The organism is Paenibacillus sp. BGI2013, assembly GCF_002843485.1.
In the GTDB taxonomy this organism is placed as follows: Bacteria; Bacillota; Bacilli; order Paenibacillales; family Paenibacillaceae; genus Paenibacillus; species Paenibacillus amylolyticus.
This window is the reverse complement of the sequence record NZ_PJFA01000025.1, coordinates 15587-40796: the sequence shown is the minus strand read 5'-3', so window position 1 is coordinate 40796 and position 25210 is coordinate 15587. Positions and strand designations below refer to the sequence as shown.

Annotated in this window: 21 protein-coding genes and 1 other annotated feature; of the genes, 12 read left to right on the top strand and 9 right to left on the bottom strand. The window is 47.4% G+C overall.

The genetic code is table 11. From position 1 onward, the window contains the following. Window positions 1-120: 120 nt before the first annotated feature. The 7 genes from CXK86_RS31030 (at window position 121) to CXK86_RS31000 (ending at window position 8937) form a co-directional block, all read left to right on the top strand. Entirely contained in the window at window positions 121-1908 is a 1788-nt protein-coding gene (locus tag CXK86_RS31030; protein ID WP_101315101.1) for a cache domain-containing sensor histidine kinase, read from the top strand. After that, a complete protein-coding gene (locus tag CXK86_RS31025; RefSeq protein WP_101315100.1) occupies window positions 1883-3436 on the top strand; it encodes a response regulator transcription factor in 1554 nt (517 codons plus the stop codon). Before CXK86_RS31030 ends, CXK86_RS31025 begins: the two co-directional genes overlap by 26 nt. A gap of 221 nt (window positions 3437-3657) precedes the next feature. Continuing rightward, window positions 3658-4941 (top strand): ABC transporter substrate-binding protein, encoded by a 1284-nt coding sequence (locus tag CXK86_RS31020; protein ID WP_101315099.1) that lies wholly within the window; start codon window positions 3658-3660, stop codon window positions 4939-4941. Between the two features lie 139 nt (window positions 4942-5080). Next, on the top strand, window positions 5081-5983 hold the full coding sequence (locus CXK86_RS31015) for a carbohydrate ABC transporter permease (RefSeq protein WP_047841423.1): 903 nt from the start codon (window positions 5081-5083) through the stop codon (window positions 5981-5983). 2 nt (window positions 5984-5985) lie between these two features. Continuing rightward, a complete protein-coding gene (locus tag CXK86_RS31010; RefSeq protein WP_017690747.1) occupies window positions 5986-6825 on the top strand; it encodes a carbohydrate ABC transporter permease in 840 nt (279 codons plus the stop codon). A 105-nt stretch (window positions 6826-6930) separates the two neighbouring features. Further along, window positions 6931-8139: a rhamnogalacturonan acetylesterase gene (locus CXK86_RS31005; RefSeq protein ID WP_101315106.1), complete on the top strand. Its 1209-nt coding sequence runs from the start codon at window positions 6931-6933 to the stop codon at window positions 8137-8139. 381 nt (window positions 8140-8520) lie between these two features. Further along, complete coding sequence (locus tag CXK86_RS31000) at window positions 8521-8937, top strand: sensory rhodopsin transducer (protein WP_036614092.1); 417 nt, start codon at window positions 8521-8523, stop codon at window positions 8935-8937. An 86-nt stretch (window positions 8938-9023) separates the two neighbouring features. Here the strand turns inward: CXK86_RS31000 and CXK86_RS30995 are convergent, their stop codons facing one another. The 5 genes from CXK86_RS30995 to CXK86_RS30975 all read right to left on the bottom strand — a co-directional run bounded on the left by CXK86_RS30995 (window position 9024) and on the right by CXK86_RS30975 (window position 15213). After that, window positions 9024-10181 (bottom strand): Ger(x)C family spore germination protein, encoded by a 1158-nt coding sequence (locus tag CXK86_RS30995; protein WP_180361907.1) that lies wholly within the window; start codon window positions 10179-10181, stop codon window positions 9024-9026. Further along, the gene (locus tag CXK86_RS30990; protein WP_076254884.1) at window positions 10178-11647 is read right to left on the bottom strand and encodes a spore germination protein; all 1470 of its coding nucleotides are present in this window, start codon (window positions 11645-11647) and stop codon (window positions 10178-10180) included. Before CXK86_RS30990 ends, CXK86_RS30995 begins: the two co-directional genes overlap by 4 nt. After that, on the bottom strand, window positions 11628-12734 hold the full coding sequence (locus CXK86_RS30985; RefSeq protein WP_101315097.1) for a GerAB/ArcD/ProY family transporter: 1107 nt from the start codon (window positions 12732-12734) through the stop codon (window positions 11628-11630). The genes CXK86_RS30990 and CXK86_RS30985 overlap by 20 nt, the downstream gene beginning before the upstream one ends. A 69-nt stretch (window positions 12735-12803) precedes the next feature. Further along, window positions 12804-13796 (bottom strand): tryptophan--tRNA ligase, encoded by a 993-nt coding sequence (trpS, locus tag CXK86_RS30980; protein ID WP_101315096.1) that lies wholly within the window; start codon window positions 13794-13796, stop codon window positions 12804-12806. 140 nt (window positions 13797-13936) lie between these two features. After that, window positions 13937-14250 (bottom strand) — a binding site (T-box leader). Between the two features lie 27 nt (window positions 14251-14277). Beyond that, on the bottom strand, window positions 14278-15213 hold the full coding sequence (locus CXK86_RS30975) for a DMT family transporter (protein ID WP_101315095.1): 936 nt from the start codon (window positions 15211-15213) through the stop codon (window positions 14278-14280). 159 nt (window positions 15214-15372) lie between these two features. Here CXK86_RS30975 and CXK86_RS30970 point away from each other — a divergent pair, with 159 nt between their 5' ends. Continuing rightward, entirely contained in the window at window positions 15373-16767 is a 1395-nt protein-coding gene (locus CXK86_RS30970) for an aminotransferase-like domain-containing protein (RefSeq protein ID WP_101315094.1), read from the top strand. 138 nt (window positions 16768-16905) lie between these two features. Here CXK86_RS30970 and CXK86_RS30965 read toward each other — a convergent pair whose 3' ends face one another. Both CXK86_RS30965 and CXK86_RS30960 read right to left on the bottom strand, forming a co-directional pair. Next, window positions 16906-18225, bottom strand: coding sequence for a glutamate-1-semialdehyde 2,1-aminomutase (locus CXK86_RS30965; RefSeq protein WP_101315093.1), 1320 nt, complete (start codon window positions 18223-18225; stop codon window positions 16906-16908). Between the two features lie 131 nt (window positions 18226-18356). Beyond that, entirely contained in the window at window positions 18357-19400 is a 1044-nt protein-coding gene (locus CXK86_RS30960) for an LCP family protein (RefSeq protein ID WP_047841428.1), read from the bottom strand. Between the two features lie 212 nt (window positions 19401-19612). On the opposite strand from CXK86_RS30960, the gene CXK86_RS30955 reads away from it, so the two are divergent. Genes CXK86_RS30955 through bcp form a run of 4 tightly spaced genes read left to right on the top strand, consistent with a single transcriptional unit; the run spans window position 19613 to window position 22756 of the window. Continuing rightward, the gene (locus tag CXK86_RS30955) at window positions 19613-20659 is read left to right on the top strand and encodes an ABC transporter ATP-binding protein (RefSeq protein ID WP_101315092.1); all 1047 of its coding nucleotides are present in this window, start codon (window positions 19613-19615) and stop codon (window positions 20657-20659) included. Between the two features lies 1 nt (window position 20660). Continuing rightward, window positions 20661-21455, top strand: a complete 795-nt coding sequence (locus CXK86_RS30950; protein ID WP_036614077.1) for an ABC transporter permease — start codon at window positions 20661-20663, stop codon at window positions 21453-21455. A 5-nt stretch (window positions 21456-21460) separates the two neighbouring features. Then, window positions 21461-22246, top strand: a complete 786-nt coding sequence (locus CXK86_RS30945) for an ABC transporter permease (RefSeq protein ID WP_036614076.1) — start codon at window positions 21461-21463, stop codon at window positions 22244-22246. A gap of 45 nt (window positions 22247-22291) precedes the next feature. Then, complete coding sequence (gene bcp / locus CXK86_RS30940) at window positions 22292-22756, top strand: thioredoxin-dependent thiol peroxidase (RefSeq protein WP_101315091.1); 465 nt, start codon at window positions 22292-22294, stop codon at window positions 22754-22756. A gap of 91 nt (window positions 22757-22847) precedes the next feature. Here the strand turns inward: bcp and CXK86_RS30935 are convergent, their stop codons facing one another. Then, complete coding sequence (locus CXK86_RS30935) at window positions 22848-23975, bottom strand: GerAB/ArcD/ProY family transporter (protein ID WP_101315090.1); 1128 nt, start codon at window positions 23973-23975, stop codon at window positions 22848-22850. A gap of 95 nt (window positions 23976-24070) precedes the next feature. Next, window positions 24071-25195: a GerAB/ArcD/ProY family transporter gene (locus CXK86_RS30930; protein ID WP_101315089.1), complete on the bottom strand. Its 1125-nt coding sequence runs from the start codon at window positions 25193-25195 to the stop codon at window positions 24071-24073. Between the last annotated feature and the right edge of the window lie 15 nt (window positions 25196-25210).

Here is a 25210-nt window from a genome sequence, read left to right as displayed (position 1 = left end):
TGTTGCATAAATATATCTTGTCAGATGACCAATGGATGTGTAAATATGAAAATAACTTACAATAAAACCACTAATGCATAGTATGACAGGCACCCCTCGCAAGCCAAAGGAGCGCTTAGGATGAACAAAATTAAGAACGCTTTCACAACACTGCCGATTCATCACAAAACGATTCTTCTTATCGGACTTTTGATGTTGATCAGCTTTACGTTTTATGCGTCCGTACTCCGATATGTGTTCAGCATCTATGACCGCCAGATCTATGAGAAATCCTCGCAGGTCCTCAATATGTCTTCGGTAGGTATTGAGAATCAACTTCGTGAAATTTCTAATCTCTCCTTCAAGGTGATGTCGGACGAGCCGCTTCAGCAATATCTGCTCCAACTGAAAAAGGCCGAAACGGGTTACGAGAAAAATGGATTACGCAAAAAAATTACCAACAGGTTAGTCGCTTATGCCGGTTCCGAAAAATACGTCTATTCCATGCTATTTATCGATAATGATAATAACGTTATGGCCGCAGGCAATCGGGAGGGAATTTCGGAGTCGAAGCAAAAGGAACTGGTTGCACTGGGGCAGCAATACTCGGGCTCCAATGCCTGGCATACCAGTGGGGATAAACAGTCCCGACTCTTGTCGGTCCGACAGGTGAAATCCTTTATTGGCGGCGCATTTACATTGGAGGACCTCGGCACACTGATCATCCGCGTACGGCTGGACCGAATTGTACAGGACCAGATGCAAGAACCGGCTGAGGACTCCCAATTACTGATTACCGATGGAAGAGAAGTCATCTATCCAACAGAATCAGCCGTCAGTGAAGCTGAGATTGAGTCTGAACTGAAGCGCACCCAGCCCTATGGAATTGCCATGTTGGAGCAGGGGAGACACTTTGTAGCTCGTGCTCATTCTTCCTATACGGATTGGACCTATTTGTACACAACCCCGTTTGACCAGATGTTTAAAAAGATCCAGTTTGTCAAACAGTTGGTCACGGTGATCTTCATCATGATCTTTCTGGCAGCGCTTATCATTGGAGCGAGATTCTCTCGCAGTATTACCCATCCGATTGCGCAGTTGATCAAAAAGATGCGTAATATCGAAAAAGGTGATCTGGATAAGCTGGAGGAGGCAGCCCTTGGCAATGTTCCGATATCTCCACAGAATGAGGTTGGGCTGCTGCATCGCACATTCAAGATGATGCTTCAACGAATACGTGAATTGATTGATGAGAATTATGCCAAGCAACTGGTGATTCGTGAGACCGAGTTGAAAGCGCTTCAGGCGCAGATTAATCCACATTTTCTATACAACACGCTTGAATCCATTAACTGGCTGGCTAAAGTACAGAAGCAACGACAGATCTCGGAAATGGTTGAGGCTCTCGGATTTCTGCTACGTAGCTCTGTGAATATGTCCGAGAAGTGGATCACGCTGGAAAGAGAGCTGGATATTGTCCGCAGTTACGTGACGATTCAGCGCACTCGTTTTGAGGAAAGACTGGACTTCGATATGAAGATTGCCCCAGAGGTAGGAACGGCGCGGATACCGAAGTTAACATTACAGCCGTTGGTGGAGAACGCCATACATTATGCACTCGAACCAAGCATTGACCCTTGCCGGATTCGGATCCGGGCGAGAGCAGAGGGAGATAAGGTGATTATTGAAGTCGAGGACGACGGTCCGGGGATGACACCGGAATTCCTGGAACAACTACACGAAGGACGTATTCAGACAAGAGGACAGGGCATTGGGTTATCTAACATCCAGGAACGAATCAGACTGACCTTCGGTGATGAAGGTGGAATGGTGATGAGCAGCAAGCCCGGATCAGGAACTGTAGTATCGATCAGCATACCTTGGATCAGAGAGGACGATGACGATGTACAAAGTGATGCTCGTAGATGATGAACGTGTCATTCTGGAGGGGATTTCCCAAGTGGTCGATTGGGCCGCAGCAGGTACGGAATTGGTGGGTACGGCGAGGAACGGGATTGAAGCATTGGACAAAATTGGGCAGTCGAGACCGGATATTATCATTACGGATATTTCCATGCCGGGTCTGGATGGTCTCGGACTCATAGAGAAGGCATCTGAAGCATACCCGGGAGTACGTTTCATTATGTTATCCGGCTACAAGGAGTTCGAATATGCTCGCAGAGCGATGCAATATGGTGTGAAGCATTATTTGCTCAAACCCTGCAACGAGAATCAGATCCATGATGCATTAACTGAACTGTTGCAGGAACATCAGGATGCCCAGGTGAAGGAGCATGTTGCAGGTGAGATGAAACAGCGATTGCAGCGAGTCCTTCCGCATGTAAAGGAGCAATTTCTGCTGGAGTTCATGACCAACCGCACCTATGGTCCGGTTGATCTGGAGTATTATCAGGAGCTGTTTGATCTGGAGCTTGAAGAGAACGCAGTTCGGTTACTGTTGTTCCGAATTGTAGATGAACATGATTACAGTCACTTATTTGCGATCAAAAACATTGCCAGTGACCTGCTCCCACATGTCCTGTTAAGCACAACCATTGAAGGCAAACTCCTCATTCTGCTCGCGGATTCAGCTGATCCGGCCGGACTGAAAGAAAGTATTGAAGAGGTTAGGGCTGCATTCACCAGACTATATAAATTGGAAGTGACCGCTGCGCTGAGTGAAGCAGATCGAATGATTCAGTCCCGGCGGTTGTTTCGTGAGGCGTTGCAGTATCTGAACCATCGCTTCTTTATCGGTGAAGGCAAGCTGATTACGAAGAATGATCTGGTACTGGCCGGAGAATGCGACGGATTGCATGTAGAACAGGATGCCGAGCAACTGTGTCAGTTGATCAAATCGGGCAATACCGAGGAAACAGCGGTAGAGGTGGAGCGTCTGTTTGATCTATTATCACGTCAGCAGCTGGAAATCGAGGTGACTCGCTCTTATGTAGTGCAGCTCTACTCGGCGATGGTGCATGTCTGTCCACCTGAGGAGGCAACGGAATTCACCCAGCGTATGGCAGAACTGCCGCATATCGATACGTTATCTGGTTTGAAGTCTTTTGTTGCAAGCAGTACAGCCCGATTAACTTCCGGTTATTACAAAAACCATATCAGTCGCCAGTCTTCTGCCGTGGAGAAGATGATGGATATCGTGGATCGTCATTTTGGAGAGGCGGATCTCTCTCTCAATGGAGTTGCCCATCAGATGCTGTATATGAATCCGGATTACCTGGGCAAGATTTTCAAAAAAGTCACAGGCGAGAATTTCTCCAATTACGTGAATCGTCTGCGCATTGAACGTGCATGTGACCATATTCGCAGAGGCGGAGATGTGAAAGTGTTTGAGCTTGCTGAATTGTTCGGATTCGGCGGGAATTCACAATATTTCAGTCAGGTGTTCAAAAAGTGGACCGGGATGACACCTACGGAATTCCGCAGGATCGGCATATAACAATGGACTACCAATCATGTGATTCATGTCTGGGGAGGACGAACAGCGCCGAGAGGGGGACTGTTGTCCTCCTCTGTTTTTTGAACCAACAAGACGGTTTTGTGTATTCAACTATGGTCGTACATTTGCGAAAATGACATTAACAAGTTTGTGAAAGCGTTATCAGAAACGAGAAGATAACTCTTTCATACAACCATATCAACATAAAAGGGGAGATTGGCATGGTGAAAAAGGCAATATTCCTGATGATGGCTGCTTTGCTCGTGTTTACAGCGGCATGTAGCTCAGGTGGAGGAACTGAAGGAGCATCTGGAGATGACTCAGTTACCCTGCGGATCGCTTGGTGGGGCTCGGATGCAAGGCATGAATATACACAGAAGGTCATCGACCTGTACAAATCGAAAAACCCGAATGTCAAAATCGACGTGGAATATGCTTCATTTGATGACTACTGGAAAAAGCTCGCACCACAAGCAGCGGCAAATCAGTTGCCTGACATCGTTCAGATGGATATTTCCTACATCAGCCAATATGCACAGAATGGTCAGCTTGAGGATCTAGCGCCTTATCTGGGCAACCAGATCAAAGTGGACGATGTGTCCGAGAATGTTATCAGCACAGGTGTAATTAACGGTAAACAATACGGTGTACCTGCCGGTGTTAACGTTCTGGGCTTCCAATATGATCCGGCATTGCTTAAAAAAGCAGGCGTGGATGCAATCCCTGACAATATGACTTGGGAATCGTACGAAGCACTGGGTAAACAAACCGCAGATAAAGGTCTGTATTTGGATGGAGGGATAGCTCCGGATATTTTCTTCCACTACTTCCTGCGTACCAAAGGATTGTCGCTTTACAATGCGGAAGGAACAGGTCTTGGTTATGATGATGATCAATTGTTTGTGGAGTTCTTCGGACTTATGCGCCGCATGATCGAGCAAGGTGCAGCACCTACGCCGGATGTAGCCAACCAAACCAAAGGCATTATTGAGGAATCGGATCTCGTGAAGGAAAAAGGAATTGGCGTGTGGCAATGGTCCAACCAGTTCGTAGCCTTACAACAGGTAGCGAACCGTCAACTCGAAATCTCTCCAATGCCAGGACCAGATATGGAAAAAGGACTATATATGCAGCCAAGTATGTACTGGGGTGTGACGTCCAACTCCAAAGTGAAGGAAGAAGCGGCTAAATTCATTGATTTCTGGGTGAATGACGTGGAAGCCAACAAACTGATCAAAGGTGAGCGCGGTGTGCCAATTTCAGGAGCAATCAAAGAAGCTATCGCACCTGAGCTGAGTGACGCAACAAAACAGGTCTTTGAATTCGTAGCAGCCATGGAGCCTAAGGCTTCACCAATGAGTTCTCCGCCACCGGTTGGTTCACCTGAAGTAATCTCTTCCCTAGCAGATGTGGTTGAAGAATTGAACTTTGGCAAAATCACACCTGAACAAGCAGCAGAGACATTCCGCAAGAACGCCGAATCTGTACTTGCGAACAATAAATAACAGTTGAATGATGGCTTGCTCGTCCCACTTCAGGGATGGTCGGGAATGGGGCTACTCGCAAATGCGAGGGCCTTTCCCCGTCCAGATGACCGAAGCCAGGATGAGGGAGCAAGCTGATCCATGAAGGAGGTTCGTTCCATTGAGGCAGTATTCGTCGTTACGTAGAAACTTAACTGGATATGCGTTCATAAGCCCGTTTATTATTGGTTTCCTGGGCTTCACACTCATCCCCATGTTTGTGTCCTTATATATGTCGTTCACGAGTTATAACTTATTCACTTCTCCGCGGTGGATTGGGCTTGATAACTACACCAAAATGTTTTTTGATGACCCGAAATATTGGAACTCGGTCAAAGTAACGTTTCTGTATGTATTCATTGGGGTACCGTTAAGGTTGATCTTTGCCCTCTTCGTAGCGATGGTCCTAAACACTGGCTCTCGTATGATTGGAACGTACCGAACGCTGTATTACCTGCCATCCATTATCGGTGGTAGTGTGGCCGTATCCATTATGTGGCGTAACCTCTTCAGTAATGAGGGTGTTATCAACAGTGCTCTAACGGCAATCGGGATCGGGCCTATAAGCTGGTTTGGTGACCCGAATGCGTCCCTGGTTATGCTCATCTCACTGTCTGTGTGGCAGTTTGGTTCGTCCATGTTGATCTTCTTGGCTGGTCTCAAAAATATCCCTACTGAGATGTACGAGGCAGCAGGTGTGGATGGCGCGAATCCTATACGGAAATTTTTCAGCATCACCTTGCCACTGCTTAGCCCGATCGTCCTGTTCAATATGATTATGCAGACGATTGGAGCATTCATGACGTTTGTACCTGCCTATATTATCTCCAAAGGCGAAGGTGGTCCAATGGACGGTACGATGTTGTACTCCCTGTATCTGTTCCGTCAGGCGTTTATGTTTAACAACATGGGTTATGCTTCGGCAATGGCCTGGATCATGCTCATCATGATCGGTATACTCACGGTAGCTGTGTTTCTGACATCCAAGTACTGGGTGTTCTACGAATCTGAAGGAGGGAAGTAACGATGGTTTGGAGAAATGTGAAATGGCCCATTTATCACCTGTTCGTTGCAGCTCTTGCCCTCCTGATGCTCTATCCCGTCCTATGGATGTTATTCAGTTCATTCAAGGAAAGCCGTACGATTTTCGTCACAGCGGATACCCTGTTTCCTGCGGAGTGGATCTGGAGCAACTATGTGGATGGCTGGAAAGGCACAGCGGGAAGACCGTTTATGGATTACATCACCAACTCACTTGTAATCGTGGTTATTTCCACGATCGGTGCCGTAATATCATCATCGCTGATCGCTTTTGGTTTTGCCAGACTTAACTTCAAGGGACGTACATTCTGGTTCTCCTTGATGATGTTAACGCTGATGCTGCCACATGACGTGGTATTGGTTCCTCAGTACATCATTTTCACGAAGCTCGGCTGGCTAAACACTATCTTGCCAATCGTTGTACCTACATTCTTCGGAATGCCGTTTTTCATCTTCCTGATGGTACAGTTCATTCGAACGATTCCAAAGGAGCTGGATGAGGCTGCAACCATCGATGGATGTAACAAATTCAGACTGTATATCCAGATTATTATGCCGCTGATCAAGTCTTCTCTGGCGACTGCAGCCATCTTCTCCTTCTACTGGAGATGGGAGGATCTGCTCGGTCCGGTATTGTACCTGAACTCGCCTGATAAATACACCGTGTCGATGGCGCTGAAAATGTTCCTCGATAGCGAATCTGCTTCCAACTGGGGCGCAATGTTCGCGATGTCCATCGTCAGTCTGGTTCCGGTTGTAGCTGTGTTCTTCATCTTCCAGAAACAAATTGTTCAAGGGATGAGCACCAGCGGATTAAAAGGATAAGCCAGATTACTGTATCTTCGTATCTTCGCCCGAATGAACGTTTACGAAAGTTAACCAAGGAGGTTATCGCTTTTGAATAAAGCTCAGGGTAGTCAGGCCGTTGCCATGGAGGCAGCGGCAGAGGGCCAGGCAGTGTCCGTGACCAGCTGGAAGTTTAACTTTGGACCGGACTCGGGAAGAGCAGATGAGACAGGGGATTATCTGAAAGTAACTGCAACAACCGCATATGAGGAACGCGGAGGGTACGGATTCGAGGCAGGATCCCTGGTGTATGAGAAACAACGCATTCGTGATTACGATGTGTCGGATCCCTCGAAACAACATCATAACAATCCGGGGCAGACAACCATGTCTGCCCGATTGCGTTCAGGTTTCTGTATTCCGCTCAAAGCATCGTTCATCGTGGATGTTCCCGATGGAACCTACCAAGTATTACTTGTTGCAGGGGATGAATTGGCTGAGACAGTGACCCGCGTGAAAGCTGGTGAAGGCAGGCTTGTACTGCCAACCATTCGCACACTTCCCGGACAATACGCAGAGGTTAGGTTCTCGGTTGTTGTTCGCGGCGGCAGACTTCGTCTGTCATTCTCCGGTCCTGCACCGAGAATTAATGCTTTGGAGATTACTCTTGCGAATCAGACCATGACCGTATTTCTTGCCGGGGATTCTACCGTAACGGATCAGCCGGAAAGTGGATATCCATATTGTGGTTGGGGCCAGCTGTTGCCTGCACAGTTCAAACATGATGTGGCAGTGGATAATCACGCCCAGTCAGGTCGCAGTTCCCGCAGCTTTATTAATGAAGGCAGATTAAGCGCCATTCTGGAGCGAATCAAGCCTGAAGATTTTCTGTTTATTCAATTTGGACATAACGATGAGAAGCCGGACCCTGAACGTGGGACGGACCCATTCACAACATATAAGGAATATTTGAAAAAGTATATCGATGCTGCACGCGAAGCCAAGGCTCGTCCGGTGCTCATCACCCCGGTGCATCGTCGCTATTTTGCGGATGATGGCACATTGACCGATACGCACGGCGATTATATCATCGCCGTGCGTGAGCTGGCGGAAGAGGAAGATGTTCCGCTGATCGATCTGGCTGAGCGCAGCCGTCTTCTGTTCGAGCAAGCGGGTGTTGAAGGCACTAAGGAAGACTTTATGTGGGTACTGCCAGGCGAGTATGTGAACTTCCCATCAGGCGTGGAGGATAACACGCATTTTCAGGAACGAGGCGCCCGTCGCCTTGCCCAGCAGGTAGCAGAAGCCATCCGCGAGTTGCAATTGCAACCGTTGCAGATGTATCTGCGGTAGGTGAGTAATCGTAGCAGTTGTAGAGGACTTGTTTTTACTGTTCTAGTAGATAAGTTCCCGCAGGATTTTAAGTCCTGTGCGTCTGTATTTAAGCGAAGCGAGTTAAACGAAGTAACGAGCCAGCAAAAGTTGCCCAGCGAAAGAGCGAAGGCAATAATCTTTTAAAAAACAGCGAGCGTAGCAGCGGAGGAGGGCGGAATCGGGTAGAGGGAGCGAAGCGTCCGCCTTTGGAGCGGGATTTCCCCTGCTGAGGGGGAATGAATAGAAAACACCGAGCCAACAGCGGCCCACAGCCCGATCCGCCCTTCGAAGCGACTGCCCCGCGAGCCCACGCATTTTTAACCTATATTGCACTCGCAAAAAAAAGGAGGATGTATATCAATGACACCTGACCAGACAGAATCAGGCACATCTGCAAGTAAGAATGTTTCAGCAGCTACAGGTCACACCTACTGGGTCATTCCGGATGGTTACATTCCCCCGGAGAGCCGGGGCACATTGGAGAGTCATGAGAGCATCTGTGTACTGAACACCAGTGCCACGGATGCGGAGCTGCACATCACGATTTACTTTGAAGACAGAGAACCACTCGAAGGTATGGTCGCCGAAGTGCCAGCGAGAAGGACGAAGCACATTCGCACTGCATCGCTACGATCCGGGGAGCAGTCTATTCCACCGGGCGTGCCTTATGCGATTACGGTTTCGAGCAATATCCCTGTTATCGTCCAGTACAGTCGTTTGGACACGACCCAGCCTGAATTGGCTTTGATGAGTGTCATGGCGTATCCATTAGGATAACTTCCCCAATCGACAGCATGGCTGGAGATGGTAAGAAGCCCCGTAACCTTGCATTCAATGCAGGTACGGGGCTTCTATTTCTTCATTTATTCACTGTATTTATACGTGCTCGCATTCAGGATATCCACGTGAACCTCCACTTTTCCAAGCTTAAAACGTTGGAGTGGATCCGCCCGGTTATAGACTTCCTGTTTCCATAAGGGAAGGTTGTGGCGATATAAGTGTTCCACAAGACCGTATGAATCGATCTTGCGTTCCTTGGTTTTTTCAAACGTATCTCGGATTTGGGATTCGATCTGTTTCTCGGCTTCTTGTTCCATGGCATCTGGAGACCGAGGAGCCCCATGATCTTCGGTGATGGCGCTTTTGACCGTGGTAACCAGATCAAATGTGATGCCATCACCTTGCTTCTTCGCCTTGATTTTTGTCTTGGGATGATGAAGCAACAAGGTTAAATCAGGAGTTTTTCCACCATTCCCATATACATATAGTGGGTACTGATGTACCCGCTCATAATTTACGTATCGTGTACCATCTGCGTCTGCTCCTGCAACTCTACCCTGACTTGTGCCTTTGGATATCACATAAAATCCATCCATTCTAACAAGGGGAGGCGTTTTATCGCCGTTGAACCAGGTCTCGTTCCTCGTTGACACCGAGGGTAAAAGAACGACAGAAGCGGGTTCCCGTAATCCATCGAGAAGCTGATGGAGCCGGATAGGTTCGTAACCAGAATGCTGTTTGTATAGTCTCATAGGCTCAAATAATTCAATGGTCTGGGCGGATTGGTTCAACAATGCAGAGGGAGAGAGTACATCCGGAATGTTATGCTCTGTAGCGTAGATCCAGGGTGTATATCTCAATTGGCCTGAATGAAGAAGTGTATTAAAGATATCCTCCAGTCGACCAACCAAGACTCTTTTGGATAAAACAATAGCTTTAACATGAGTCCAGAGCGTTAGCTGCTGTGACGTTTCATACAAGTCGTTAATAGCCATGTTCAGTGTTGTACCCTCGCCCCGTCCAGTCCAGATATCCCTTGTCTCCCGGGAAGTTGGTGTTTCCTGTTTTGCAATACTGGAGAAGTCAATCAGTTGGGCATAAGCAATATACTGGTTGTCTACATAGTCAATTCCTATCGCCGTAATGAAGTTTATACTTTGCACCTCTTTGGAATCCCAGCACCCCGTTAGCAGGATCAAGCAGCTTATAAGAAGGCCACTTATGGATACCCATCGTTTCACGGACGTTTCCTCCGGCGGGTAGAATCCTGTGTATGAAGTGCTTCTGGGCGCTTGGTTCTTTTCATGGAAGGTGGCATGGATACGGCCTGAGTGAAGTCTCCGGGAATGTAGGGAGATACAGGTGACAGATAGGATACGCCATAACACTCCAACGATACGAGGTGCACCAACAAGGCTAATAGTCCGATCATAAAACCGAATAATCCAAGAATGGAAGAGATGAGTAACATCCCGATCCGAACATGGGCAGTAGCCCCGCTTAACACAGTATTCACGAGAATATAGCTAGAGATGACCGAGATCGCTACCGTGACAATAATGGTAGGGGACGTAATCCCGGCTCTAATGGCAGCATCCCCAATAATAAGCCCGCCAACAACGCTGACCGTTTGCCCCAACGCACGTGGCAACCTACGCCCAGCTTCGTTGAATAGCTCGAACATAAAAATCATTAGGAACGCTTCCAGTGTCACCGGCATGGGCAGGCCCATTCGAGTCCCAGCAATCGTTGCCAGAAGAGGCAGGGGAATCTGTTCCACATTGAAGCTGGTCAGGCCAATATAAAATCCTGGGAAGAAACAGGCGATCAGCAGTCCGGATATACGCAAAATTCGTTCGAAAGTAACGATGAAAAAGGGTGTACTTTCGTCCTCCGGAGATTTCAACTGATTGAAAAGTGTAGTTGGTGCGATGACCGCTACAGGAGAACCTTCGATCAAAACGGCAAAACGACCGTTTAACAGGGAATCAACGACAAAATCAGGACGCTCGGTATTATCTGTAAGTGGAAAGATACTCCGAATCCCTCCCATGACAGCTCGTTCCATGATTGAGGTGCCCAGGATGCCGTCAATCTCAATCTGATCCAGATTGTGCCGAGCTTCTTTCAGAATGTCTGGATTGATAATATCTTTTACATATAGAAGTCCAATGGCCGTCTGGGTACGACCGCCTTTGACATATTTCTCATAACACATCGAAGATGTTTTCATTCGTTTGCGTATAAGGGCCACGTTGGTAGTGAGTTCTTCGGTGAATCCATCGCGCGGGCCTTTAACTGATGTTTCAATGGCTGATTCTTCTGGACTGCGTCCCGGGATATCAGCAATATCCACACTGCAGGACTGCACACCATTACCAAAAATGATCAGTAGTTGTCCACTAAATATCAACATATTAAGCTTGTTAGTATCTGTGAGGTCATCCAACGGATTCAATGTTAATCCCAGTTCTTTAGGATGTGATTCCTCAATGATCAGGGAGTGCTGTTCCAGACGTGGAATAATAAATTGGTTAATTTGTTTACCGTCGACGAGACCGTCGCAATAAAGCAGAATTACGGGCTGATCAGATTCATCTTTAACAGGAAAGGTCTGAATAACGACATCTGCACATGGATTGAACTGCTCTTTCAAAGAGGCAAGCAGTGTTTCATGGGACGTGGTGTCAATCGCTTGATGCTCCATGATGTTTCCTCCTCTGATGGCGTGAATGGATAAAGGCAACCGTCGTCGCGATAATCGCAAGTCCGCTCAGATATACGAGATTGAACGGAAATATGTATTCGACCAGAAGCTTTTCGAAGGTCATATCATCCAGAGGATACAACATGGTTAGAATAAAGAAGACACCTAACGAGATACAACTGATAAGCCTTCTGGTAGAGCTCTTAATATTCCATATTTCTACTACAATATACATGGCGAGACTAATCCGGGTGAACGAGCCTGCGAGCCACTGGTAGATGGAAAAGAAGTCGGTCTGGGCGATGTATTTGCCCAAGGAGGCGATTCGCCATTCTTCAAAGGCGGGATATCGCATTTTGGCAGCTTCAAAAGGATCAAATTCCACAATCGCCCCGATGAGTGGGCCGACTGTTAGTCCCACAAGAACGAGTGCGAGCATCAGATACTGCCATACACGTATACGTTTGGTGAGGTGAGGCTGGATATACCAGATGAACAGCAGTTCAAACATGCCTGCAAGACTGTAAATCATGCCATTCAGCACTGGATGCCAGCCATGTTCTAATACAGGCAGGAGACGACTGTAATCCTTGTATTGAGTGTTCACAATGGCAACATAGAAGCCCAGCAGTACCACCAGTGGAAGGATCAATCCTGCCGTAAATGCCAGTGAGCGGATGCCTTTATATGCCCCATAGGCACAGAGAGTCATCAGAGCAATACTAGTTACCAATATTGGCGTTTCTGTCAGGTAATTTGTTTTGGCCCAAGTCGTGGTTTCGTGCAGGGTGAAATAGATTGCGCTCAGAAAAAAGAGACTGTTACCAACTCGAAATAACATGCCAATGGGCTTGCCGAGACGGGATGTTAACCATTCATGCAGAGTTTGATGCTTGAGGAAACGAGAGACATATGCGAGCATTAGCGTAAATATCAAAAATGGTCCGGCTGATAGCAGGACGGAAATCCAAGAATCCCTTTTGGCCGCAGCCAAAAGGGCAGGAATAATCAGAACATGGCTGATCAAGCCAACGGACAACATGATCAACATCATAGCTTGTAAAAAAGAAGGCTGTGTTCGTTTCATGCTGAGGGGTCTCCTTTTCCCAATAGACTGTCCTCAGCAGTGTTAACGTGATTGGAGCGCTTCATACCGTCAGTCGAAATAACGAATACCCATGGCTTCTCTTACCTCTAACATCGTTTCCCGGGCCGCTTTCCTGGCCTCACGGGTACCCTCGATAAGAATCTCTTTCACCTGATCATCACGTTGTTCATAATAATTCCGTCGTTCGCGAAAAGGAGCAAGCAGATCATTGATGGCTTCACCTGCGATCTGTTTACAATCTTTGCATCCAATCCGGCCCTGACTGCAACTGGCATGTATTTCGTCTGCGTTCTCCTTGCGGAAAAGCTGATGATAGGCAAAAACAGGGCAGATATCCGGGTGCCCTGGATCAGAATGATGGATGCGGGCTGGATCAGTCTTGGCCTTGATCAATTTTGCTTTTACATCCTCAGGACTTGCATTTAATGAGATCGCATTCCCCATGCTTTTGCTCATCTTACCAACGCCATCCAGCCCTCTAAGCCGCTCTCCGATCAAAATGCGGGGTTCGGGGAGAATGGGAGCATATAACTCGTTGAACCGGCGAACCAATTTTCGTGCTGTCTCAATGTGAGGAATCTGATCTTCCCCTGCCGGAACAAGGGTAGCTTTACAGAATGCAATATCAGCAGCCTGACTGACCGGATATCCAAGAAATCCGTAGTACAGGTCGGTATACCCGCGATCACGTGCTTCGCTCTTGATGGTCGGATTATGTCGGAGTGTATTGACGGTAACAAACATGGAGAAGATCACAGTCAATTCCGCAATTTCCGGAATCATGGATTGAATGAACAGGGTAGCTTTGTTCGGATCAATGCCTACGGCGAGGTAATCAAGCGTGACTTGATGAACACTATCTGCAATCAGGCCAGGTTGATCATAGTGGGTGGTGAGTGCCTGAACATCTGCCAGTAAAATATAGGTTTTGTACTCTTCCTGCAATTGCACCCGACTGCGCAGGCTGCCTACGTAATGGCCGAGATGAAGTTGTCCGGTAGTCCGATCTCCTGTCAAAATAATATCCTTGTTTTTGTTCATGGTTTATTCTCCTTTGGTTTTGTAATTTTTCAACGTTGAGCTGTCGCCACCAGCCGTCTTCCACGACCATCACCTCCTTTCAGCCTGCAAAAAAATCAAAAAAGCTTCGTCCTTTATTCCATTCCCGGATACGGAACAGAATAAAGGACGAAGCTTGTGCCTCGCGGTGCCACCTTCATTGGCCGCTCTGTTGCGGCCCACTTGAGGGATACGGATGAGGCATCTACCAGGAGCCCGTTTATGAGCGCACATGCCTATCGATATCCTGTCCATGGATAACGGCTGGACATGCCGCCTCGCCTACTGAAAGTGTGTATTCCTAATAACGCATACAGACTCTGTTCAACTCGGAACTCCGAAGCCCATTTCCACATATCCGATGCACCGACTTCCACCACCCGCCGGCTCTCTGTAGCATCCTGACATACGTACTTCTCTTCATCATCGCGGATAACAAATGTTTACAATTTCCAGAATTATATCATGCTTTGACCCCACTGACCAGCCTGTGTTTGCGACCGCTCATATTGGTACCAAGAACACCGGCGATGATCAGTAATGCTCCGATAAAATGATAGCCACTAACAGGTTCATGCAATATCCATGCACCTCCTACGATGGAGATGAGCGTGGACAGATTGCTGAATACACTCATTTGCGAAGCCTCCAGATGAGTAAGGGCATAGCTCGCAAGCAGGGTAGAGATCATGGTGGAGAGAATTGCCAGATAAGCGAGTGCACCCAGATAGGATGTATCTCCAAGCGGTTTGATATAGTCCATCATGGAGCCGTTGGACGCATGTCGGATCAGGGAAGCGGCGTTAAATACAATACAGCCAACCATCAGTGTGACCCAGGTTAATTCCATTGGTTTATACTTCTGGGTTAATGGTCTTGCAAGCACACCATATCCTGCAAAACAGACCGTGGAGAGTAGCAATAATGCAATACCCTTCAGGTTACTCATAGATACGCCGCTTCCTTGCATCATGAAAATAAAGACCACTCCAGCAACAGATAGAAGCAGGAATAGCTTCTGCATCGTGGATGTACGTTCCTTCAGGAAAACTGAAGCGAGAACGAGTGTGAATACAGGGGCCATGGCCTGAATAATTCCGGCTTCCGATGAGTTGGAAGAGACAAGTCCAAAGGCTTGAAAGGCAAAAAATAAGACGGGAGATAAAAGCCCCAGTGGAATGATTCGCCACAGATCACGAAGGCTCAGTCGGATTTTGATCCAGCCAAAAATGACAGGAATGCTGACAACGATCAACGACAGGGCGAATCGGTGGGCAAGCACATCGATTGGATGTGCAACCGTGACGGTCATTTTAACAAATAAAAAAGATAGACCGATAATAGCTGCGTACAATATAGCTGCGATATAAGCGTATCCCCGAGTGTGTGTTGTGTTCATGAATTCTCCTCCAATACAGTAGTCATAGCTTTTTATCTTTCATTATCCTGAATTATGTCAGGTTCGAGGCATGTGCTGGCCTTATTCAATATACTGCCAGGTGCATCGTGCTACAATAGATAAAAGGTTAAACTGTATCGGTACAGTTGTTGGAGAGGGATGGGTGCATTGAGAAAATACGAAGTGATTGCCGAAGCGTTACAGCAATGGATTCAGGAACAGATGCAGCAGCAGGATCGTCGCCAGTGGGCAGATAAGGGTATTCGACTGCCAGCCGTTCGAGTAGTAGCAGAACAATATCAATGCAGTGTAAGCACGGCTATTCGTGCATATGAGTGGCTTGAACAGCGGCATTTGGTGTATGCCATACCTCAATCCGGTTATTATGCCGTACAGAACGGGATAGGTGCTCAGGACATGGACTGGCAGGGAGCGTTGGACTTTGCTTCAGCTGCACCCGATCCAAGGGTGTTCCCTTATGCAGACTTTCGTCACTGTGTGGATCAGGCGATGGAGAAGAAGCAGGCAGAGTTATTCATGTATGGCACGGATCAGGGATTACCTTCGCTTATTCTGTTGTTGCAGAAGCAGTTTGCGGATTATCAGGTGTTTGCGAGAACAGAGCAGTTCTTTATCACGTCAGGTGTGCAACAGGCACTGGCTGTACTTGCATTGATGCCTCTCCCCAATGGAAAGAGAAAAGTACTGCTTGAACTACCGACCTATCATAATATGCCCTCGCTACTGAGTGGATTAAATGTGCCGATTGCCGGTGTGAGACGTGCCCTGGACGGGCTGGATTGGGCATCACTTGAACGTCAGTTCGCTGAGGAAGATATCAAGTTTTTCTATGTCATGCCGCGCTTTCACAATCCGATTGGCACATCTTTGACTGTTGCTGACAAGAAGAGACTGATCCGGCTTGCACAGCGGTACGATGTCTATCTGGTGGAGGACGATTATCTGGCTGATCTAGAGGACAATACGAAACAGGACCCGCTATGGTCCTATGATACCGAAGGCAGGGTCATCTATCTGAAGAGTTACTCCAAAATTTTGTTTCCAGGTCTGCGCATTGGTGTAGCTGTTCTGCCCTCACCACTAATTCAATCTTTTGGGGCTTACAAAAAAATGCTCGATATCGACACTTCTGTTCTGTCTCAAGCTGCTCTGGAGATCTATGTCCACAGCGGAATGTTTGCTCATCACAGGAAAGTGATTCGTAACCGCTATGCTGCCCGGATGCACACGGTGCATGAGCAACTGGACTCATATCCAGACTTTGCTCCATTTATGGAAGCTCCTCGAACAGGAGGGGAGCATACCGTATTGCCCTTGGCGGGTGATATGCCGCTTCGTGTTCTACTGTCCCGGCTTCAAAAGCGCGGAGTCATCGTTGATACGACAGAACGGTATTATCCGGAGGGAACATATCAGGCGCATCAGGATCAGATGCTGCGCTTGAACATCTCCAATGTGCCGAAGCAGCGAATCGAGGAAGGGATGCAGGTGATCCGCGAGGAAATTTTGATACTTCAGATCAGGCAGAAATAACGTGAAGACTCGGAGTGTTGTCCGTAAATAACAAAAGGCGTCCACACAAGTTGATCACTTGTTGGACGCCTTTTCCTTGAGTTGCTATCTATCAACGATGCAGCTTGTACGCTACATGGTAGATGGAAATAATCTGATTTATTCCTGAGCCATCGCTTTGAAGGAAGCTTCTGCGGCTTCCAATGTAGCCTGAACATCCTCGTCTGTATGAGCCGTGGTCAGGAACCAGGCCTCATATTTGGATGGAGCCAGGTTAATGCCACGGTTCAGCATGTGACGGAAGAAGGAAGCGAAGAGCTCTCCATCCGTGTCTTGAGCATGATCATAATTCGTAACCGGATGGTCACAGAAATGGGTGGAGAACGCACCGCGAATCCGGTTGATCGTCAGTGCAATCCCATGACGGTCAGCAGAAGCTTGCAGACCTGCTGTCAGGTCGATAGCAAGACGTTCCATCTCTTCGTATACACCCGCGCCTTGCAGGACCTCCAGACATGCGATACCAGCCGAGATGGATGCAGGGTTACCAGCCATCGTTCCCGCCTGATAAGCCGGCCCAAGCGGAGCAACCTGCTCCATAACATGTTTGCGTCCACCGTAAGCACCGATTGGCAGGCCGCCACCAATAATTTTACCAAGAGCCGTCAGATCCGGTTCAATCTCCGCATGGTTATCGAGTCCGGCATACGTCTGAGTAGAACCGTAATGGAAACGGAAAGCCGTAATGACCTCGTCATAGATAACCAGTGAGCCGTTGGCCCGTGTCATGGCACAGAGACCTTCCAGGAAGCCAGGTTCCGGCATAACCATACCGAAGTTACCAACGATCGGTTCAACCATGACCGCGGCAACATCATCACCCCAGCGCTCCAAAGCATCCTTCAGGGCTTCCAGATCATTGTAGGGCACAGTAATGACTTCTTGAGCAATACTGGCTGGAACTCCCGCACTGTCAGGAATTCCGAGCGTAGACGGGCCTGAACCGGCAGCGACAAGCACCAGATCGGAGTGACCATGGTAACATCCGGCGAATTTTACGATCTTGTTGCGTTTGGTGTAGGCACGAGCGACCCGAATCGTGGTCATGACCGCCTCCGTACCGGAGTTTACAAAACGCACTTTATCCATGGAAGGAATGGCTTCCTTCAGCATTTTGGCGAGCTTGATCTCAAGTTCAGTCGGGGTACCGTATAGCACGCCATTTGCCGCTGCTTCCGTAATGGCCTGTGTAATATGCGGGTGGGCATGTCCTGTAACAATTGGACCGTAAGCGGCCAGATAATCAATATAACGGTTGTCATCGACATCCCAGAAGTGGGCCCCTTGGGCTTTTTTCATAAATACAGGTGAACCACCACCAACGGCTTTGAATGAGCGTGAAGGGCTGTTAACACCTCCTACAATATGTTCAAGTGCTTCTGCGTATAGAAGTTCGGAACGGGAACGTGATGTATTCATAAGATAACTTCCTTTCATAATGCAAAATATGATAAAGAAACAAGCCAGAGAAAGATATGATGATTTTCTCATAATAGTATAGCCGGGCACAACGAGAGGGCAGCGTAATGGCTGCCCTCTGCATGTTTAGATTACTGAGCCGGTTGCTCTGACTTCTGATCGTCACCACTGGCTGTTTTATCTTCGGTGCTGGTTGTACTATCATCCGTTGTAGCAGGCGGGTGAATAATATCCTGAATATGCTGCTTCAATTTCTCTTCATTGGTAACCGTCAATACTTGCGCACCGCCTGCTGTACGTTCTTCTTTCAGCAGGTTCATTGGCGGAATCTGCTCACTGCCGTTCATGCTGCTCTGGTATCCCAGTCCACCCAGCTTCCACATGTCGGAGAGTGTCAGATTTGTATCTACGTAAGGATTAACCTGTTCCAGAATGGCAGGCAGTTTGGCAATGGTAGTTGTTGACTGCATTTTCGCTGTTACAGCTTTCAGCAATTCACGCTGACGCTCGGAACGAGCGAAATCCGACATGGCATCATGGCGGAAACGAACGTACATGAGCGCTGTCTCGCCATCCAGATGCTGATACCCTTTTTTGAGATCAATATCGTATTCGTTGTTGTCTGCTTTACTTGTATAGTGCATGTCTTTCTCCACATCAAAATCAACACCGCCAACGGCATCCACCAATTTGATGAATCCCTGGAAATCCGTATACACATAATACTGTACAGGAATGCCGAGTAGGTCGCCGGCAGCTTGCATCGCTGCGTTAGGACCGTGGGTGATAGCGGTGTTGATCCGCTCCTTGCCATATCCGTCAATATTGACGTAAGTGTCGCGCAGAATGGAGAACAGATTGATTTTTTTGGTCAGTGGATCGAGCGATACAACCATCATGCTGTCGGAGCGAGGAACTTCACCTTTTTTCAATCCACGTGCATCGACACCCATAACGAGAATATTTACCGTTTCTGTGCCTTCCCATTTGGGTGGGTCAGGCGTATTTACTTTCTCCACATTTTCGATGCCTGCGAAGGGTGAATCGTCGCCGTCCTTTGCCAAACCGTCCAACTGATTGAGAATAGAACCGAAATAATATGCCGCTGCTCCTCCAATAATTAACACGAAGGCGGCAAGAGAAATCCATATGGTTCTCTTCGTCTTTCTGGTCATGCTAGCTCTCCTTTGTATTTGAGATGAAATAAAAAAACGAGTTCGAGTATTCAAGTAAGATCTAGTCGGAGCTTTCCGTACACATCTTTTCCCAACATAAGGGCAGGACGCGGCTCCAGACTATTTTAAAGCTTGCTGAATTTTGACTGATACCATTATAATTTCTTTTTGGGCTACAAGCAATTTCAACAAAATCCAAGTGAGGTATAATCATGCTGGCGATTGATGTCAAAGATTTGCGCAAGTCGTTTAGCGTCCAGAAAAGCCGAGGTGGGCTGAAGGGTGCGTTCCAAGACCTGTTTGCACGTCAATACCAAGAGGTATTGGCTGTAAATGATATTTCGTTTCAGATTCCGCAGGGTGAAATATGCGGATATATTGGGGAGAACGGTGCCGGTAAATCAACAACGATCAAGATGTTGACCGGCATTTTGGTGCCTACTTCAGGGCAAATATCAGTTGGTGGATATGTTCCGTATCAGGAACGGGAGAAGTTTGTACAGAATATAGGTGTTGTTTTTGGTCAGCGCAGTCAATTGTGGTGGGATATTGGCGTTATCGAATCCTTCCATTTATTGCGCAAAGTATATCGTGTCGGAGAAGTTGATTTCCGCAAACGGCTGGATGAACTGGTTGAGCGATTACAGCTTCAGGACCTGTTAAGCCGTCCGGTGCGGAAGCTCAGTCTTGGTCAGCGTATGCGCTGTGAGTTAGTTGCAGCATTATTGCATAACCCGAGTATTGTTTTTCTGGACGAGCCAACCATTGGTTTGGATATTGTGGTGAAGTCGGAAATTCGGGATTTCTTGAAAGACATGAACAAGGAGCATGGAACGACCATTCTGCTCACGACCCACGATTTGCAGGACATTGAGGCACTGTGTTCCCGGGTCATCATGCTTGATGCAGGTAACATCATTTATGATGGAGGTCTGGATCATCTCAAGTCCCAGTGGGGTAAGGAGCGGGAGATCCGCTTCAAGTTTGGTTCAGCTCACAACATGAGTCAGATGCAGGAATGGACTGCTGCGTTGCCTGTACGTTGGACGGTTGAAAATGAATTGTCCGCATCCGTATGGATTCCGCTGGAACTGAACGTTTCGGATGTACTCGGACGTGTCGTTGGACAAGCCGATATTACCGATATTCAGATTATCGAGATTAACACGGATGAGATTGTGCGCAGTATTTACCAATCCGGTTCCGCCGAGCGTCCCGAGATAGTGGGAGCAGGGAAAGAAGCGGTGGGTGTATCCTGAGATGAATAGTGCATTTATTGATTTTATGCGCATCCGTTTTCTAACGATGCTGGCATACCGGGTGAATTATTACTCCGGCATTTTGATATATACGCTGAATATCGGCGTGTATTACTTTACCTGGCAAGCCATTTACGGTAGCAGTGGTGAACTCGGCGGCTTCACGGCAGCGCAGATGACCACTTACATCGCTGTATCCTGGATGGCACGTGCCTTTTACTTTAACAACCTGGACCGGGAGATTGCCGCAGATATACGAGATGGCTCCATTGCGATTCAATTCATCAGGCCGATCAATTACGTTATGGTCAAAATGATGCAGGGTCTTGGCGAAGGTATTTTCCGCTTCCTGCTACTCATGATTCCGGGAATGCTCATTGCCATTCTGCTGTTCCCGGTTGAATTGCCTACGGCGCCATCGGCGTGGATTGGCTTTCTCGTCATGCTGTTCTTCAGTTTCCTCATTAACTCCCAGATTAATGTGATAACGGGACTGGCGGCATTCTTTGTGGAAAACAATGAAGGCATGATGCGTATGAAACGCGTCGTGGTTGATTTGTTCTCCGGTCTAATCATCCCGATCAGTCTGTATCCAGGCTGGATGTCTGCGGTGATGAAAGTATTGCCTTTTCAGGCCATTACGTATCTGCCCGGTTCCGTGTTCACTGGAAGAGTGGAAGGTACCGCCATCTGGAGTGTACTCGGCATTCAGGTGTTCTGGTTTGCCGTACTGCTGCTTCCGATGGTATTGATCTGGCGTAAGGCGCGCAAGCGTCTGTTCGTGCAAGGGGGATAACAGATATGTACTATATGGGTCTGATCTGGGAATATTTGAAAAATTACATGAAAACACGACTCACGTACCGTGCTGATTTCTGGGTGGAGATCCTATCGGATTTGCTGTTCCAGGCAACCAACCTGATCTTTATCTTTGTGGTCTTTCGCCATACGGATAACCTGGGCGGCTGGAGTGAGAGTGAAGTGCTCTTTGTTTATGGATATTTTATGGTGCCCTATGGCATCTTCAGTTGTTTTATCAATCTGTGGGGATTCAGTGAGCGGTACATCGTCAAAGGTGAGATGGATCGGATCCTGACACGTCCTGCACATAACCTGTTCCAGATATTGCTTGAAAATGTAGATCCGCCTGCACTTGTGGGTTCGTTTATCGGCCTGATCATCATGATCTTCAGTGGCGCAGAGATGGGTCTGATGCTGGAGTGGTGGCATATCCCTGCCTTGATTATTTTGGCACTCAGCTCAGTCATGATCTATGCCGGCATCTATACCACCCTGACTTCGTTGTCCTTTTATTCGGACGCGCCAACAGGTATCCTGCCGTTGATGTATAACATTCAAGGATATGGACGCTACCCGGTAACGATCTATAACCGTGCTATTCAGGTGCTGTTAACCTGGATCATTCCGTTTGCCTTTGTGGGGATCTATCCCGCAGCGTTGTTCCTGGAGAGGTCCGAGATGCATCGCATGGCGCTGCTTACACCTGTGATGGGATTGGTGTTTGGCTCCATGGGCTTGCTATTGTGGAATTTTGGCGTGAAGCGGTATCGCGGAGCAGGTTCATAATAACGCCCTATAGCATTTCATGGGGGAGATTAGGGAGGAACTGACATGACGTTAGTTGTAGGCGAATTGGCACCGGATTTTGAACTTCCGTCCAGTACGGGAGAATCAGTAAAGCTTTCGGATTACCGCGGACAGCGGGTACTGCTTTATTTTTACCCCAAGGATATGACTTCGTCTTGTACGCAACAGGCTTGTGATTTTCGGGATCGACATGCTGAATTTGAAGGGCTGAACACGGTCATTCTCGGAATCAGCACCGATCCGATGAAACAACATGACAAGTTTATTGCCAAATATGGACTGCCGTTCACTTTGCTATCGGATGAAGAGCACGTTGTAGCCGAGCAATACGGTGTATGGCAGCTGAAGAAAATGTATGGCAAGGAGTACATGGGTATGGTTCGCTCCACTTTTCTGATTGATGAAGAGGGGAAATTGATCAAGGACTGGTCCAAAGTTCGGGTCAAAGGACATATCGAGGCTGCGCTTGAGGCTGTGAAGACATTGTAATTAATGAACTAGACATGTGTGAATAAATACATCTTAACCGTTTCATCATTAAAGGCTGTGCTTCGCGGAATTTACCGTGAACACAGCCTTTTTAGGTGGGCAATCGTTTTTGATTGGTTGAATTATTCTTGCTCTTGCCAGAACGAAGCCGATGCACGAGCAGTAGGAATAGCGGAATAATAAAGCTTACCGTGATATCCCAATCCACCCAAGCGGGCATGATCGTATTGGTGTAGAAAATGACATTGGGAGAAATCAGGACAGCTAAAGCAAATAATAACATGGCTGATGGCAGGATGAGAGGTTTATATGTCTTTAATCGAAATAGCTGAGCTGTTCCAACGACAAAGGAGAACATGTACAGCAGGCTTTTGAAATAGGTAGCAATTAACCAAGCGGTCGCCATGAACGCCTCAATTCGCTCAAAAAAGTTGCCGATATTAATTTTCTGGGACAGGGTATAGGAGATGTAGATGTCATGCTGTGTCAGAAAGGGGCCAAATATCATCAGTGAAATGACCAACAGTGTGGTTAGCAACAGCCCTCCACATAAAGTAGCGAGTAACATGTCCCGTTTGATGTGAGGCCCGGACATCACATAAGGAAGAACCATGGTGATCACGATTAGTTCACCAAAGGAAGTGAAAGCCCCTCTAATGACAGACTGCATCAGATGAAGCCAAGGGGTGTCCAAGTAAGGCTGTAGATTTGAACTGTCTACTTTGGGCATCAGCCCCAGAAATAATAGAATCATAAATGCAACAACGATTGGAGTCAGCATTTCACTGCTTGCTCCTATTGTATGCAAGCCATGCATAAGCCCCCAGACCAGAGCGCACATAAGGATAATTAGAATGACCCGGATGGGGGTCTGAAGGTAGATCTGTGTGGTCATAAAGTCACCGACTTCACGGATACATATGACAGCGCCTATGGCGAAATAAAATAGATATGCAGCTGCCAAAACAGACCCTGCCCACCGGCCAAGTATTTTTTGGCAGATTTCAATAAGGGAAAGATCAGGATGCGTCTGATGAAGTTTGTATAGCACCCACATGATGAGCATGCCGATCGGTTGACCGATAAGAGAACAGATCCATGCATCCTGTTTACCGGAAACAGTTACCACGGAGGGATAGAGTAGAATCATGTCCCCAATCATGACGAGAAAGGTAAGGACTGCAAATTGCCTAATGGTGATTTTCTCCTTAATTAACATAGACACCGTTCTCCTTCTCTATATTAAGCATGGATGATATTCATGAATGAACCGTTTTTCCATCCACACCAGGTTCCTTCCCCCAAAAAAAGCACTCATTCCTGTGAGGAATTGTTTGTAGTCACCGATGATTTTCTGTAAGACTTGAGCAATTGTATCAGCAGGAGACAACCCGGCAGAATGATCCCCAGTGTGGTATCCCAATCTACCCAATATGGAACAATGGTGATCACGATAAAAGTAATGCTTGGTGAGATCAGATTGGCTAATCCGAAAATGAGTAAAGATGCAGGGAGTACTAGTATCTGATACTGCTTAAGCTTGAACAGTTCCGCACAACCAACAATAAAGGCGTATAAGTATATCATCGCTTTGAAGTACGTAGAGATCAGCCAGGAAGAAGCCATAATCGCTTCAATACGTTCAAAAAAGTTCCCAATACTGATTTTCTGGGACAAAATAAACGAAGCATATATATTATGTTGCGTAAGAAAGGCACCCAAGACCAGCAACGATATGGTAACGAGTGTTGCCAATACCAAACTACCTAGGCCAGCTGCAATAATTACGTCCCGTGTTCGATGAGCCTGCTTGGCAACATAGGGCAGTATCATCATGATAGGAACGACTTCACCGATTGGATATATAATGCTTACCAGAATGCCTTGCGAGATAGAGACAACACCCGTATCACTTACTGGCTTCAAATTTCTGATATCAATCTGAGGAAGCAGGCAGACTGCAAGAACGACAATAAACACAATAACGACGGGCATCAGTAGTTCACTACTTCGCCCCATCGCCTCTAATCCATGAGACACTCCCCAGGCAATCACGATGACGAACATCAGAATGATGATGCGAAGGGGAGTGTACGGGAAGATTTGAGTGGTCATGAAATCGCCGACTTCTCTCGTATGTGTGGAAGCACCAATAATGAAAAAGAACAGGTAGAGGCAGGAAAAGAAAGTACCTGGCCAGAACCCTAGAATGCTTCGTGCCATCTGCACCAGATTTTTTTCTGGGTGCATGCTACATAGCTTCAGGAACATGGCCATCAGTGCCATCCCCAGAGGAACGCCTATAAAAGCGCAAATCCAGGAGTCTTGTTTGGCATAGGACGTGATGACCGAGGGGTAGATCAGCATCATATCCCCGACCACCATCATAAAGATGAGCGTGGTCAATTGTCTTGTTCCAAGGCGCCCCTGTTCCAGCATAATGGTCCTCTCCTT